This is a genomic window from Streptomyces sp. NPDC014995, assembly GCF_043080745.1.
GTDB lineage: Bacteria > Actinomycetota > Actinomycetes > Streptomycetales > Streptomycetaceae > Streptomyces.
On sequence record NZ_JBIBVX010000013.1, the window covers coordinates 259,201 to 272,143 of the forward strand.

The window sequence follows — 12,943 nt, forward strand, 5'->3', positions numbered from 1 at the left end:
GGGCCGCGTACCGGCCGGGCCCGCCTCGCCGACGCCGAGGGAGTACCCCTCGGCCCCGTCGGCCCCGGCGGGGAGGCCGCCCCGGCACGCCGCTGCGGATCGGGATTCGTCCGGCCCCGATCCGGCCCCGGCAGGTCCGACCCCCGCGGGGCGGTTTCCTCAGCCGCGCTGATCGGCCTCCTGCCCGTCCGCCTCCCGATCACCGGCATCGCCGCCCCCGCCGCGAATGCTTTCCGCGGCGCGCGACAGTTCGGTGAGCACGGTCCGCACCGCCCTGCGCGCCGCGCGCTCGGGGCGGTGCAGCACGTCGACGTGGCGGAGCGCGTGAACGCCGTCGAGGGGTCTGAGGACCACGGCCGGATGCGGGCGGGCCGTCCAGCGAGGCATCAGGGCGACTCCACCGCCGACGGCGACGAGTTCGGCGACGACCGAGATCTCGTTGACGCGGTGGGCGATGTCGAGTCGCTGTCCGGCGGCGGCGGCGATGGCATCGATGGTGGCAAGGAGCGGGAAGCCGTCGTGAACGGTGATCCAGGGCTGGTCGGCGACATCGCGCGGGGTCAGACGGGGCTTCGCGGCGAGGGGGTGGTCGGCGGGCAGGGCGACATCGAGCGGTTCACGCAGCAGGGCGGTGGCCGTCGCGGTCCGCGGCCACGCCGGTGCGTGATCGAGCCGGTGGGCGATGACGAGGTCGTAGTGGCGGGTCAGGGGTGGGAAGTCGTCCTGCGCGACGTCCTCGTCGTGGAGGGAGAGCCGGGGCGATCCCGGGACGTGCAGGCGCCGCAGCAGCAGGGGGTAGAACGCCGCGGCCGCGCTGTGGAAGGCCGCCACCGACACCGCACCGTCGGGCCGGTCGACGAACTCGTCGACGGTGTGGCGCGCTCGGGCGAGCGCCGTCTCCACCCCGATGGCGGCGTCGGCCAGGGCCTGTCCGGCGGAGGTGAGGACGAGCCGCCGTCCGTCGCGCTCGGTGAGCGGGACGGGAACCGAGCGCTGGAGGAGCCGGAGCTGTTGCGAGATCGCCGAGGGCGTCACCCGCATCGCCTCCGCGACCGCGGTGACGCTTCCCAGCTCGCCCAGTTCGCGCAGGACCCGCAGCTGTCTCTCGTCCACGGGGTCAGTGTAGCTTCGCTAAAGGGTCGTTTGAGCAACTCGTCGTTTACTTCACTGTGCTGGTCGGGAATGGTGGGCGCCATGCCAGCCACCCGTCGTACGGACGCGGTGCTCCTGGTCGTCGCCGTCGTCTGGGGCTCCAGCTACCTGACGGCGAAGGCGGCCACGGACGCCACTCCGGTGCTGATCGTCCTCTTCCTGCGCGCCTTCCTCTCCGCCCTCGCTTCCGTCGTCGCGGTCGTCGCCGCCGCACGGGGGTCCGGTCTCTTCACCCGGGATGAGATCGGCCGTGGCGCCCTGCTCGGCCTCACCCAGGCCGCGGTCCTCGCCCTGGAGACGTACGGCGTCACGCAGACCAGCGCGGCCAACGCGGGCCTGATCATCAGCCTCACCCTCGTACTCACCCCGCTGCTGGACCGTGTGGGACGACGGGGCGGCGTGGCGGGGAGGTTCTTCCTCGCCGCGGGTCTGTGCGTCGGGGGCGTCTGCCTGCTCATGTCCGGCCAGGGTCTGCGCGTCCCCGGGACCGGCGATCTGCTGATGCTCGCGGCAGCCGTGGTGCGGGCTGGGCATGTGGTGCTCGTCGGACGGATCGCCACCGGCCCGACGCTGCGTCCGCTGCACCTGACCGCCGTGCAGAGCGTCGTCGGCGCGGTGGTGTTCCTCCCGCCCGCGGCGGGCGGGCTCCCGGTTCTCGCCCGGGCCGACGCCATGACCTGGGCGCAGCTCTTCTACCTCGCCCTGTTCTGCGGCCTGTTCGCCTTCCTGGCCCAGACCTGGGCGGTGCAGCGCACCTCCGCGACTCGGGCCAGCCTCCTGCTGGGCACCGAACCGGTCTGGGCCCTCCTGGTGGGCATCGGCTTCGGCGGTGAGCACCTCACCGCGCTCTCCGCCCTCGGAGCCGCGCTGATCGTCACCGGAACGTACTGGGGGCAGTCCATCGAACGCGCCCACCGCGGCCGGGGCGCGAGCGGGCCCGCCGCCCGCGTCGCGCCTGCCCCGGTCGTGGCGGTGGGGCCGGAGGCGACCGGGTTTCCGGTCCCTCGCCAACGACCGGGACCCGGCACCTGAGCCCCTGGCCGCGCAGGGCCGGACGAGGGACGGCCCGCGTCAGGCCGGCAGCGCAACGGGGTGGAAGGTGCCGCAGCGGCCGCCATGGAAGAGCAACGGGGAGTCGCCCGTGCCGGACGCCAGGTGGTGGACGGCGCACAGAGCGATCACCCGGTCACCGGCCCGGTACGCGTCTCTCGGGCCCGGACGTCCCGGATGTCAGGTCCGGGCGGCGATCAGGACATCGGCGAGTTCCCGCACGTCCTGCGCGGTGCAGGTCGGCTTCGACATGGTCCGCGGGTAGACGTCCGCGCCGCGCCGCAGCCAGGCGCCGCCCAGCCCCGCGCGCAGCGCGCCGTCGACATCCCAGGGGTGCACGGCGACCAGCAGCGCCTGCTCCGGCCGCACCCCGACCTCCTTGACGGCGTACCGGTAGGCGGTCGGTGCGGGCTTCCAGCGCCGCGGACCGGCCACGTCCAGCAGTGCCTCGAACGCGTCCAGCAGGTCTGCCTGCGCGAGCAGTCGCTCGGTCAGTGCGGCGCTGCCGTTGGTCATCGTCACCAGCCGGAACCCGGCACCGCTCAACCGCCGTACCCCGTCCGGGACGTCGGGGTGCACCCGGAGGTGGGCGAAGCCGTCCATGATGTGCCGGACCGCGGTTTCCACGTCACCGGTCCACCCCCGCACGCCCGGCAGCAGGGCCCGCAGCCCGTCCGCGGCGACGGACGCGAAGTCCGCGTACGCCCCCGCGGCCGTCAGCGCGAACCCGTCCCGCAGCACCCCGGCGAACCACCTGGGCAGGAGATCCCCCGGTGCGCCGAGGTCCTCGAAGCGGGTCCGCAGCGGGGTGAGGTCACTGAGCGTCTCGTTCACGTCGAAGACCAGGACCCGCGGATCCCGGTGGCCGTCGTCGGGCATGTCTTCCTCCCGTCGTGCGCAGGCCGGCCGCCTCGCGCGGTCGGCCCCCGCACCAGCAGACAGGCTGGTACGACGTCCCGCGCGCCGGCTCGCCGGGATCAGGCCGCCGGGCCGCTGAACGCGTGGAGGGCGGTGGCCACCGTCTTCCTGAGCTGATCCGCGTCCGCCCCGGCCCGGGATCGCAGGTTCACCCCGTGCGTCAGCAGCGCCAGCACCTCGGCCGCGGCGGCGGGATCGGTGCCCGGGGCCAGTTGCCGAACCGGCCGACATCCTCACCGCCCTCGACGCCCTGCGCTGACCGGTCCGCAAGCCTCGGACGGCGAGGGTGGTGCCGTCGCAGCGGCCGGCTGGACCGCTCCGCCGGGGTGTGCCCCGGTGAGGAGTGCTCGGAGCCGCTCCCCCTGGCTGGCGCTGCGGCGCGAACCCAGCCGGGCGGTACGGGCGGCGGCACTGACCGCGTGGGCGGCACCGGTGGTCACCGTCACGGCCGTCGCCGTCCACCGGGCCGCATGCCCGACAGGCCCCGTCCCGCACTGCTGCGCCCGGCCGCCGCGATGCAGGCGGTCGTCGCCGTGCGGCACCTCCGGCGCCGCTGAAGCCGGTGGCGGCGCGGCGCGCGGGCAGGTCCCCGACGTCAGACCTCCCGCTGCTCGTCGATCTCGGCGATCAGCGCCTCGATGCGCGTCCTGATCTGGTCCCGGATCGGACGGACGGACTCGACGCCCTTGCCGGCCGGGTCCTCCAGGGCCCAGTCGAGGTACTTCTTGCCGGGGAAGATGGGGCAGGCGTCGCCGCAGCCCATGGTGATGACGTAGTCGGACGCCTGGACGGCCTCGGTGGTCAGGATCTTCGGCTTCTGGTCGGAGATGTCGACGCCGACCTCCCTCATGGCCTCGACCGCGGCCGGGTTGACCTGGTCGCCCGGGACGGAGCCGGCGGAGCGGACCTCGATCCGGTCGCCCGCGAGGTGGGTGAGGAATCCGGCGGCCATCTGTGAGCGCCCGGCGTTGTGGACGCAGACGAACAGCACGGAGGCGAGCGGGCTGGAGGACATGAGTTCTTCCTTCGCGGTGTGGATCACGCAGATGGTGCGGGGTGCGGGTACGGAGTTCAGGCGCTCGGCAGGGAGTCGAGCGGTTCGGTGACGCGGGCGTCGGTCCCGTCGCGGAGACCACGGACGACGACGGTGAGCGGGTCGCCCTCGGGGGCGGTGACCGGCCGGTCCAGGTAGCGGCGGCCCGGAACGACCGGGCGGGCTGCCCCGCACCCCATCGTGCGGACGATGTCGGCGGCCCGCACGACCTCGTCCGTCGGCGGCTCGGGGAACGCGCCCGCGAGGTCCGTGCCCGCCTCCGCCGGCACCCGCGCGAGGACCGGCTCGGCCCCGGCCGCCGGGCGCGTGCCCGCCGACGACAGGACTGCGCGGCCTCCGGCGCGGTGCGCGAGCGCGGCGGCCATCCGGGAACGGCCGGCGACGGCGGTCTCCCCGCGCGAGGCTGTCCGCGCGTGGGGGAGGCCGCACACGGACAGCCCGTGGGGCAGGCCGCTGCCAGGCGCGCCCTGGACCCGCGCGAGCGCGTCCGGCTGCTTCGTGGCCGGCTGCTCGGCCAGGACGACCAGGTGGGTTCGGACACGGGCGTGCTCGATCGGCCGCTCTCGCGAGTCGGTGACGAGGCGCTGGATGGCCTCCGGCGAGAAGCGCCCGCGGTCGCGACGGGCCGGCCGGGCGGCACCGGACACGAGGCGTTCGCCGGGCAGGGCGGGCGGGGATGACGCGGTCACGGGAATTCCCCTTCGGGGGTGGGTCGCCACGGGGGTGGAGACGAAAGTCCCAAGGATCAGCCCAGGCTGGTGTCAGCCCGGAATGATGTGACAGTATCAGTCCATGATGACGTCAGTCGACACTGATCTGATGAGGGTTCTCGCGGACCCGCTCCGCCTCCGGATCGTCACCCTGCTCGCCCGGGAGACGCTCTGCTCCACGCACCTGATCGAGGAGACCGGGGCCAGGCAGACCAACCTCTCCAACCACCTGAGAGTGCTGCGCGAGGCCGGTGTCGTCGACACGGAGCCGTGCGGCCGCTACACGTACTACAGGCTGCGCCCGGACGTCATCGCCCAGCTCGCCGGCCAGTTCGCCGACCTGGCCGAGTCCGCACGCAACGCCGCCGACAACAAGAGGGCCTGCCCGTGACCCGCACCGAAGCACCCGCCACCACCGAGGAGCCCTCGGTCGTGGCGAAGCTTTCGACGCTCGACCGTTTCCTCGCCGTGTGGATCCTGATCGCCATGGCCCTCGGCCTCGGACTCGGCCGAGCCATCCCCGGCCTGAACGACGCCCTCGCCAAGGTCGAGATCGGCGGCATCTCCCTGCCGATCGCCGCCGGCCTGCTGATCATGATGTACCCGGTCCTGGCCAAGGTCCGCTACGACAAACTCGACGCCGTCACCGGCGACAAGAAGCTCATGGTCTCGTCGCTGGTCATCAACTGGGTCCTCGGCCCGGCCGTCATGTTCGCCCTGGCCTGGATCTTCCTGCCGGACCTCCCCGAGTACCGCACCGGCCTGATCATCGTCGGCCTGGCCCGCTGCATCGCCATGGTCATCATCTGGAACGACCTCGCCTGCGGCGACCGCGAGGCCGCCGCCGTGCTCGTGGCGCTGAACTCGGTCTTCCAGGTACTGGCGTTCGGCCTGCTGGGCTGGTTCTACCTCGACCTGCTGCCCGGCTGGCTGAACCTGGGCGACGGCGAGCACCTCGACATCTCGATGTGGAAGATCGCCCTGAACGTCGTCATCTTCCTCGGCATCCCGCTGCTGGCCGGCTTCCTCACCCGCCGCGTCGGCGAACGGAAGCTGGGCCGCGAGACGTACGAGAACGGCTTCCTGCCGAAGATCGGACCGTGGGCGCTGTACGGCCTGCTGTTCACGATCGTCATCCTCTTCGCCCTCCAGGGCAAGACCATCACCTCGCAGCCGCTGGACGTGGCCCGCATCGCGCTGCCGCTGCTGGTGTACTTCGCGGTGATGTGGTTCGGCACGTTCGCCCTCGGCAAGGTCATCGGCCTGGCCTACGACCGCACCGCGACCCTCGCCTTCACCGCGGCCGGCAACAACTTCGAGCTGGCCATCGCGGTCGCCATCGCCACCTTCGGCGTCACCAGCGGCCAGGCCCTCTCCGGCGTGGTCGGCCCACTGATCGAGGTCCCGGTCCTGGTCGCCCTCGTCTACGTGTCGCTGGCCTGGCGCAGGAAGTTCACCGCCGGTACGGCCGAGCCGCTGGAGGCGACGCGGTGACCTGCCCGGACCGCACGGGCATCGGGGCGCAGACCGCCGCGGCCGGCGTCCGCGCACAGCGCGGCGCCGCCGTGCGCGCCGCCCGCTGCGGGGTCTCCGAGCGGGCCCGCGCGGCCTGCCGCCCGCGGACCGCGAACACCCTCCGCACCTGGTGACGGGCGACCGGCACACGCAGGTGGTGGTGATCGGCGGCGGCCAGGCCGGGCTCGCCGCCGGCTACCACCTGCGCCGCCTCGGCGTGGACTTCGTCGTCCTCGACGCCCAGGCCGAGCCCGGCGGCGCCTGGCAGCACACCTGGGACTCGCTGCGCCTGTTCTCCCCGGCCGCCTTCTCCTCGCTGCCCGGACGCCTCATGCCGCCGCGGAGCGGCGAGCGGTATCCGGACGCCGCGCACGTGGTGGCGTACCTGCGCGACTACGAGAAGCGGTACGAGCTGCCCGTACGGCGCCCGGTCCGGGCGCTCGGCGTGCACCGCGACGGTGACTTCCTGCGCGTTCGGACCGACTCCGGCACCTGGTCGGCCCGCGCCGTGATCAGCGCGACCGGCACCTGGTGGCGGCCCTTCCTCCCCGCGGTCCCGGGCCGCGCGGACTTCGGCGGCCGGCAACTGCACACCGTCGGCTACCGGCGCCCGCAGGACTTCGCGGGCCGCCGGGTGATCGTGGTCGGTGGCGGCAACTCCGGCGCCCAGATCGCCGCCGACCTCGCCCACGAGGCCGAGCTGACCTGGGTGACGCCGCGCCCGCCGCGCTTCCTGGCCGACGACATCGACGGCCGCGCCCTCTTCGACGCGGCCACCGCCCGCCGCCGCGCCCTGGACCAGGGCCGCGGCGACACCGGCGGCGTGGCCTCCCTCGGTGACATCGTCGCCGTCCCACCGGTCCGCGAGGCCCGCGACCGCGGCCTGCTCGAGGCGAGCCCCATGTTCAGCCGGCTCGTGCCCGGCGGCGTGGCATGGGCCGACGGCAGCCGCGCCGAGGCCGAGGTGATCATCTGGTGCACCGGGTTCCGGCCGGCCTTGTCCCACCTCGCACCACTGCGGCTCCGGGGCCGGCGCGGCCGCATCGTCACCGAGAACACCCGGGCGGTGGACGAGCCGCGCCTGCATCTGCTCGGGTACGGCGACTGGACCGGCCCGGCCTCCGCCACCCTCATCGGGGCCGGGCGCCCCGCCCGCGAGGCAGCCCGGGAGATCGCGGACCTGCTCGCGTAGGGTCCGGACCGCACGAGCATCCGGCCGGGGGTGGTCCGGGTCGTGCGGGCGTCGGGGCTTCCCGGTGGTGAAACCGGGGCGGCGGTCAGGCGGCGGCCGGCGCGATGGTCAGCAACTTGCCCATCGCGGCCAGCACGGACGGCTCGACGCGGTAGTAGACCCAGGTGCCGCGCCGCTCGGAGGTGAGCAGCCCGGCCTCCCTGAGCTTCTTCAGGTGGTGGGAGACGGTCGGCTGGGAGACGCCCACGTCGGAGATGTCGCACACGCACGCCTCGCCGCCCTCGTGCGAGGCGACCGCCGAGAACAGTCGCAGACGGACCGGGTCGCCCAGGGCCTTGAACATCCGCGCGGCCGTTTCGGCCTCCTCCGCGGTGAACGGGCGCTCGGTGAGCGGCGGGCAGCACGGCGTCACGGTGGCGGAGACCTCGGGCTCGAGCAGCGGCAGCACCTTGGTGTTCGACATGCCTCTATGTTGACACATGTCGAACCAAGCGGCGGGGGAGACGGTCTCACCGCCGCTGGAGGTGAGCGGCGAGGTGCTGCGCGACCCGGGCGGCGTCCCGGCCCACGCCGCGCAGGGAGTTCGACGACAGGCTGCGCTGCCACTCCAGGCCGACGTAGGCCAGTCCGGGGTGGGTCGACGACAGCCCTTCGCGGTGGCGGGGTTGCCCGGACGCGTCGAGGGCGCCGAGCGGGGCGAGGTAGTCCAGGTCGGGCCGGTAGCCGGTGGCCAGCAGGATGGTGTCGACCTCCTCCGTGGTCCCGTCGGCCCAGGTGACCTTGGGGCCGTCGGCGCCGGCGAACACCGGGCGCCGGTCCGGCGACCCCGCGGCGACCGCGTTCCGGTACCGGCCGTCGTCGATGACCGGCTGCGCCGGCGGCGTGCGCAGGAACCGGCCGACGGGAAGGGGGTCGATCCCGGTGCGCGTCAGCCACCAGTGCAGATCCCGGCCCAGCGCGCGCTGCCGGGCGAAACGGACCGGACGCCGTGTGGCGAGGGTGACCCGGGCGTGCCGGGCCAGCTCGGCGGCGATCTGCACCGCGGAGTTCCCGGCCCCCACGACCACCACGCGCTGTCCGGCGAAGGGCCGCGGCGAGTGGTACTCGGCCGCGTGCAGCACCGTGCCCGTGAAGTCCGCCAGGCCCGGCAGTGCCGGACGGTACGGGCGGCCGAAGGTGCCGGAAGCCGCGACCACGGCCCGCGCCGACAGCCGTCCGCCGCCGTGCAGCGCCAGAGTGAAGGCACCGTCGGCTGCTCGCACCTCCCGTACGCGTGTCCCCGTACGGATGTCCGCGTCGAGGTGGTCGGCGTAGCGCAGCAGGTAGCCGACGACCTCGTCGCGGTGCGGGTAGCGGTCGGGGTCCCCGCCGAAGGGCCGGCCCGGCAGGGAGCTGTGGCCGGCGGGGGAGAAGAGGGTGAGGCTGTCGTAGTAGCGCGGCCATGACCCGGCCGCCTGCGCGGACGCCTCGAGGATCACCGGCGCCACGCCCCGAGCCCGCAGTTCGCGGGCCGCGGCCAGCCCGGACTGACCGCCGCCGATCACCGCCACATCGACCTGATGCATGCAGGCCTCCTGGTTCGAAGAATGTCTATGTTGACGCGTATCGAATCAGGTGCCATGCTGGTCGCGCAAGACATCGACAAGCGTCGAAACAAAGGGGAATCGCCGTGACTGCGCCTATTACCGAGGGGCCCGCCACCGACCAGCTGCCCGTTCTGGTCGTCGGAGCCGGCCCCGTCGGCCTGGCCGCCGCCGCCCACCTCGTCGAGCGCGGCATCGAACCGCTCGTCCTGGAAGCCGGCCCGTCCGCCGGCACCGCCGTACGCGACTGGGCACACGTCCGGCTGTTCTCGCCCTGGTCCGAGGTCACCGACCCGGCCGCCGAGAAGTTGCTGGCCCCCACCGGCTGGGTGCGCCCCGACGGGGCCACCTACCCGACCGGCGGCGACTGGGCCGAGCAGTACCTCCAGCCGCTCGCCGACGTCCTGGGCGACAGGGTCCGCTACGGGACGCGGGTCACCGGGGTGGCCCGCGCCGGCCGCGACCGCCTCGTCGACTCCGGCCGCGACGAGCAGCCCTTCACCGTGCACGTCCAGCGGGCCGACGGCGGCGAGGAACGCGTCATCGCCCGCGCGGTCATCGACGCCTCCGGCACCTGGTCCACGCCCAGCCCGATGGGCGCGAACGGCCTGCCCGCCCTCGGCGAGAAGGCCGCAGCCGAACGGATCTCCTACCGCGTCCCGGACCTGAGGGACCCGGCCCTGCGCGCCCGTTACGCGGGCAGGCGCACCGCGGTCGTCGGCTCCGGCGCCTCCGCCTTCACCGCCCTCGCGTACCTCGCCGACCTGGCGAAGGAGGAGGACGGCACGCACGCGGTGTGGATCCTGCGCCGGGGGATCGGCGCCGGCACGTACGGCGGCGGCGAGGCCGACCAGCTGCCCGCCCGCGGAGCCCTGGGCCTGCGCGCCAAGGCCGCCGTCGAGGACGGACACGCCAGCGCGGTCACCGGCTTCCGCACCCAGACCGTGGAACACGACGGCGACCGGCTCGTCCTGGTCTCCGAGGACGGCCGCGGCCTCGACCCGGTCGACGAGGTGATCGCCCTGACCGGCTTCCGCCCCGACCTCTCCTTCCTCTCCGAGGTCCGCCTCGGCCTCGACGAGCGCCTCCAGGCCCCGACCGCACTGGCCCCGCTCATCGACCCCAACGTGCACTCCTGCGGCACGGTCTACCCGCACGGCGTCACCGAACTCGCCCACCCGGAGCAGGGCGTCTACCTCGTCGGCATGAAGTCCTACGGCCGCGCCCCCACGTTCCTCGCCATGACCGGCTACGAGCAGGTCCGCTCCATCACCGCGGCGATCGCCGGAGACCACGAGGCGGCCCAGCGCGTCGAACTGACCCTGCCGGAGACCGGAGTGTGCGGCGGCGCGGGCCTGTTCGACGAGCCCGACGCCGCCCAGAGCGGCGAAGGCGGGGGCTGCTGCGGCGCCGCACCGGCCACCCTGGAGATCGGCATCGGCGCTCCGACCACGTCCGGCGGCTGCTGACCGCCGTGACCAGCCTCGACGCCCGCGGGGCCGCGACCGGAACAGGGGACCGGTCGCGGCCCCGCGCCGCCCTGCCCGCCCTGTGCGTCACCCAGATCACCAGCTGGGGAATCGTCTACTACGCCTTCCCCGTCCTCAACGCCCGCATCACCGCCGACACCGGCTGGTCCACCACCGCCACGACCGCCGCGTTCTCCGGCGCCCTGCTGGTCTCGGCCCTCACCGGCATCCCCGTCGGCCGCATCCTCGACCGCCGCGGCCCGCGCGCCGTCATGACGACCGGTTCGCTGATCGGCGTCGTGGCCGTACTGGCCATCGCCTACGCCCCCGACCTGGCCTCCTTCACGGCCGCGTGGCTGCTGGCCGGGGTCGCCATGGCCGCCACCTTCTACCATCCCGCCTTCGCCGCCCTCACCCGCTGGTGGGGCGAGCAGCGGGTCCGCGCCCTCACCATCGTCACCCTCGCGGGCGGCCTCGCCTCCACCGCCTTCGCGCCCCTGACCGCCCTGCTCGCGGAACATCTCAGCTGGCGCACCACCTACGCCGTCCTCGCCGTGCTCCTGGCCGTGATCACGATCCCCGCCCACGCGACAGCGCTGAGGGCCCCCTGGCCGCCGGCCCCTCCCCAACCCGCGCGACTTCCCCACGGCAGCGGTTCCGTCGCCCGCAGCCGCCCCTTCCTCCTGCTCGCCGCCGCCCTCACCCTCAACGGCTTCGCGATGTACGCCGTCGTCATCGCCCTCGTCCCCCTGCTCACCGAACGCGGAGCGGACCCCACCACGGCCGCCTGGGCCCTGGGCCTCGGCGGCGCCGGACAGACCCTGGGACGCACGCTCTACACGAGCCTCGCCCGTCGCACCGCCGTCACGACCCGCACGGTCGCCCTGCTCGCACTCGGCGGCGGCACCACCGCCCTGCTCGGGACGGTGCCCGGCCCGGTGCCGCTTCTGGTCGTCCTCGCGATCGCGGCCGGCATGGTGCGCGGCAACCTCACCCTCCTCCAGGCCACCGCCGTGACCGACCGCTGGGGCACCACTCACTACGGCCGCCTCTCCGGCCTCCTCGCGGCTCCCGTCACCGTCGCCGGCGCCGTCGCCCCGTTCGCCGGTGCCGCCCTGACCGGTCCGCTCGGCGGCCACGCGCAGCTGTTCACCCTGCTCGCCATCGTGTCGGCCTGCGCGTCCCTCCTGGCCGTGGGGAGCAGACCCGGCTGACCGGACACCAGCCCACCGGACCTGCCCGGCGTGCGAATGCGGCGCGCCCGGCAGAGGTCCGGCACGGATCTTCGCCGGGCGCACCGGATCAGCGGGGGCACTGCTCCGGTCGGATCATCCCTTGAGCCAGGCATCGACCTTGTCGCGGTTGGCGTCGACCCACTTCTTCGCCGCGGCCTCGTCCGACAGCTTGTCCTGGGCGAGGTACTTGGCCACGGTGTTCTGGTCGTCGTTCGTCCAGTTGAAGTTCTTCACCAGGTCGTAGGCGGGGCTGCCGGACTTGGCGAACTTCGCGCTGACGATCTTGTCGAGGTCGTACACGGGATAGTCGCAGGCGACCTTGGCGGGGTCGGCGTCACAACCCGCCGTGTACTTCGGCAGGTCGACCCTGACCAGCGGGACCTCGGACAGGAACCACTGCGGCTCGTAGAAGTAGCCGATCACCCACTGCTTGTTCTTCTCGGCGGTCCGGAAGGCCTGGATGAGCGCGGTCTCGCTGCCCGCGTACACCACCTTGAAGTCGAGCTTCAGGTTCTTCACCAGAGCCGCGTCGTTGGTGACGTACGACGGGTCGCCGTCGAGGAGCTGGCCCTTGCCGCCCGACTCCGACGTCTTGAAGTTGGCGGCGTACTTGTTGAGGTTCCGCCAGTCGGTGATGTCCGGGTGGGCCTTGGCCAGCCACGGAGGCACGTACCAGCCGATGATGCCCTTGTTGCCGGTCGGGCCGGCCTCCACGGCGGTCTTCTGCTGGGTGATGTACTTCTTCTTCAGGTCGTCGTGGCCCCAGTTCTCCAGGATGGCGTCGACCTCGCCCGTCCCGAAGCCCTGCCAGGCGATCTCCTCCTTGAGGTCCTTCTTGGTGACCGTGCAGCCGAGGTCGTGCTCCGCGACGTACGCGACGACCGCCGCGTCCGCCTCGTAGCCCACCCACGGGTTGACCGCGAGGTTGAAGGTGCCGCACTTGCCGGAGCTGCCCGAGCTGTCCGAGCCCGAGGAGCTGTCGCCGACCTTCGCCCCTCCGCACGCGGTGAGGGTGAGGCCGAGGACGGCCAGGCCGGCCGCGCCGGCTCGCCAGTGTCTTGCCAT

Annotated in this window: 14 protein-coding genes; 7 read left to right on the forward strand and 7 right to left on the reverse strand. The window is 73.7% G+C overall.

The features are described 5' to 3' along the window. Positions 1 to 159 precede the first annotated feature (159 nt). The gene (locus ACF1A1_RS26335) at positions 160 to 1,113 is read right to left on the reverse strand and encodes a LysR family transcriptional regulator (RefSeq protein WP_392003261.1); all 954 of its coding nucleotides are present in this window, start codon (positions 1,111 to 1,113) and stop codon (positions 160 to 162) included. An 81-nt stretch (positions 1,114 to 1,194) separates the two neighbouring features. On the opposite strand from ACF1A1_RS26335, the gene ACF1A1_RS26340 reads away from it, so the two are divergent. Continuing rightward, positions 1,195 to 2,184, forward strand: coding sequence for a DMT family transporter (locus ACF1A1_RS26340; protein ID WP_392003263.1), 990 nt, complete (start codon positions 1,195 to 1,197; stop codon positions 2,182 to 2,184). A gap of 198 nt (positions 2,185 to 2,382) precedes the next feature. Here the strand turns inward: ACF1A1_RS26340 and ACF1A1_RS26345 are convergent, their stop codons facing one another. The 3 genes from ACF1A1_RS26345 to ACF1A1_RS26355 form a co-directional block, all read right to left on the reverse strand. Next, positions 2,383 to 3,081 (reverse strand): haloacid dehalogenase type II, encoded by a 699-nt coding sequence (locus ACF1A1_RS26345; RefSeq protein WP_392003265.1) that lies wholly within the window; start codon positions 3,079 to 3,081, stop codon positions 2,383 to 2,385. Between the two features lie 634 nt (positions 3,082 to 3,715). After that, positions 3,716 to 4,135: an arsenate reductase ArsC gene (locus ACF1A1_RS26350; RefSeq protein WP_392003266.1), complete on the reverse strand. Its 420-nt coding sequence runs from the start codon at positions 4,133 to 4,135 to the stop codon at positions 3,716 to 3,718. A gap of 56 nt (positions 4,136 to 4,191) precedes the next feature. Beyond that, on the reverse strand, positions 4,192 to 4,863 hold the full coding sequence (locus tag ACF1A1_RS26355) for an arsenate reductase ArsC (protein WP_392003268.1): 672 nt from the start codon (positions 4,861 to 4,863) through the stop codon (positions 4,192 to 4,194). A 103-nt stretch (positions 4,864 to 4,966) separates the two neighbouring features. Between ACF1A1_RS26355 and ACF1A1_RS26360 the strand changes: the two genes are divergently transcribed. The 4 genes from ACF1A1_RS26360 to ACF1A1_RS26375 are packed head-to-tail and all read left to right on the forward strand — an operon-like array spanning position 4,967 to position 7,591. Further along, a complete protein-coding gene (locus ACF1A1_RS26360; protein WP_392003269.1) occupies positions 4,967 to 5,275 on the forward strand; it encodes an ArsR/SmtB family transcription factor in 309 nt (102 codons plus the stop codon). Beyond that, on the forward strand, positions 5,272 to 6,378 hold the full coding sequence (gene arsB, locus ACF1A1_RS26365; protein WP_392003270.1) for an ACR3 family arsenite efflux transporter: 1,107 nt from the start codon (positions 5,272 to 5,274) through the stop codon (positions 6,376 to 6,378). Before ACF1A1_RS26360 ends, arsB begins: the two co-directional genes overlap by 4 nt. Then, complete coding sequence (locus ACF1A1_RS26370; protein ID WP_392003271.1) at positions 6,375 to 6,533, forward strand: hypothetical protein; 159 nt, start codon at positions 6,375 to 6,377, stop codon at positions 6,531 to 6,533. The genes arsB and ACF1A1_RS26370 overlap by 4 nt, the downstream gene beginning before the upstream one ends. Next, positions 6,530 to 7,591 carry an ArsO family NAD(P)H-dependent flavin-containing monooxygenase gene (locus tag ACF1A1_RS26375; protein ID WP_392003272.1) on the forward strand — a complete coding sequence of 354 codons (1,062 nt, stop codon included), beginning with the start codon at positions 6,530 to 6,532 and terminating at the stop codon, positions 7,589 to 7,591. Before ACF1A1_RS26370 ends, ACF1A1_RS26375 begins: the two co-directional genes overlap by 4 nt. An 85-nt stretch (positions 7,592 to 7,676) precedes the next feature. On the opposite strand, the gene ACF1A1_RS26380 is transcribed toward ACF1A1_RS26375, so the two are convergent. Both ACF1A1_RS26380 and ACF1A1_RS26385 read right to left on the reverse strand, forming a co-directional pair. Further along, positions 7,677 to 8,054, reverse strand: coding sequence for an ArsR/SmtB family transcription factor (locus ACF1A1_RS26380; RefSeq protein ID WP_392003273.1), 378 nt, complete (start codon positions 8,052 to 8,054; stop codon positions 7,677 to 7,679). 46 nt (positions 8,055 to 8,100) lie between these two features. Beyond that, entirely contained in the window at positions 8,101 to 9,156 is a 1,056-nt protein-coding gene (locus ACF1A1_RS26385; protein ID WP_392003275.1) for a flavin-containing monooxygenase, read from the reverse strand. 104 nt (positions 9,157 to 9,260) lie between these two features. On the opposite strand from ACF1A1_RS26385, the gene ACF1A1_RS26390 reads away from it, so the two are divergent. Beyond that, positions 9,261 to 10,643, forward strand: coding sequence for an NAD(P)-binding domain-containing protein (locus ACF1A1_RS26390; RefSeq protein WP_392003277.1), 1,383 nt, complete (start codon positions 9,261 to 9,263; stop codon positions 10,641 to 10,643). 5 nt (positions 10,644 to 10,648) lie between these two features. Continuing rightward, a complete protein-coding gene (locus ACF1A1_RS26395) occupies positions 10,649 to 11,857 on the forward strand; it encodes an MFS transporter (protein WP_392003278.1) in 1,209 nt (402 codons plus the stop codon). Between the two features lie 114 nt (positions 11,858 to 11,971). Here ACF1A1_RS26395 and ACF1A1_RS26400 read toward each other — a convergent pair whose 3' ends face one another. Then, positions 11,972 to 12,943 (reverse strand): ABC transporter substrate-binding protein, encoded by a 972-nt coding sequence (locus tag ACF1A1_RS26400; RefSeq protein WP_392003280.1) that lies wholly within the window; start codon positions 12,941 to 12,943, stop codon positions 11,972 to 11,974.

What these genes read in the sequence shown, in the direction of transcription:
- ACF1A1_RS26340 (WP_392003263.1), top strand. Translation starts at nt 1,195, where the DNA reads ATGCCAGCCACCCGTCGTACGGACGCGGTGCTCCTGGTCGTCGCCGTC.
- ACF1A1_RS26345 (WP_392003265.1), bottom strand. Translation starts at nt 3,081, where the DNA reads ATGCCCGACGACGGCCACCGGGATCCGCGGGTCCTGGTCTTCGACGTG.
- ACF1A1_RS26350 (WP_392003266.1), bottom strand. Translation starts at nt 4,135, where the DNA reads ATGTCCTCCAGCCCGCTCGCCTCCGTGCTGTTCGTCTGCGTCCACAAC.
- ACF1A1_RS26385 (WP_392003275.1), bottom strand. Translation starts at nt 9,156, where the DNA reads ATGCATCAGGTCGATGTGGCGGTGATCGGCGGCGGTCAGTCCGGGCTG.
- ACF1A1_RS26360 (WP_392003269.1), top strand. Translation starts at nt 4,967, where the DNA reads ATGATGACGTCAGTCGACACTGATCTGATGAGGGTTCTCGCGGACCCG.
- ACF1A1_RS26380 (WP_392003273.1), bottom strand. Translation starts at nt 8,054, where the DNA reads ATGTCGAACACCAAGGTGCTGCCGCTGCTCGAGCCCGAGGTCTCCGCC.
- ACF1A1_RS26400 (WP_392003280.1), bottom strand. Translation starts at nt 12,943, where the DNA reads ATGGCAAGACACTGGCGAGCCGGCGCGGCCGGCCTGGCCGTCCTCGGC.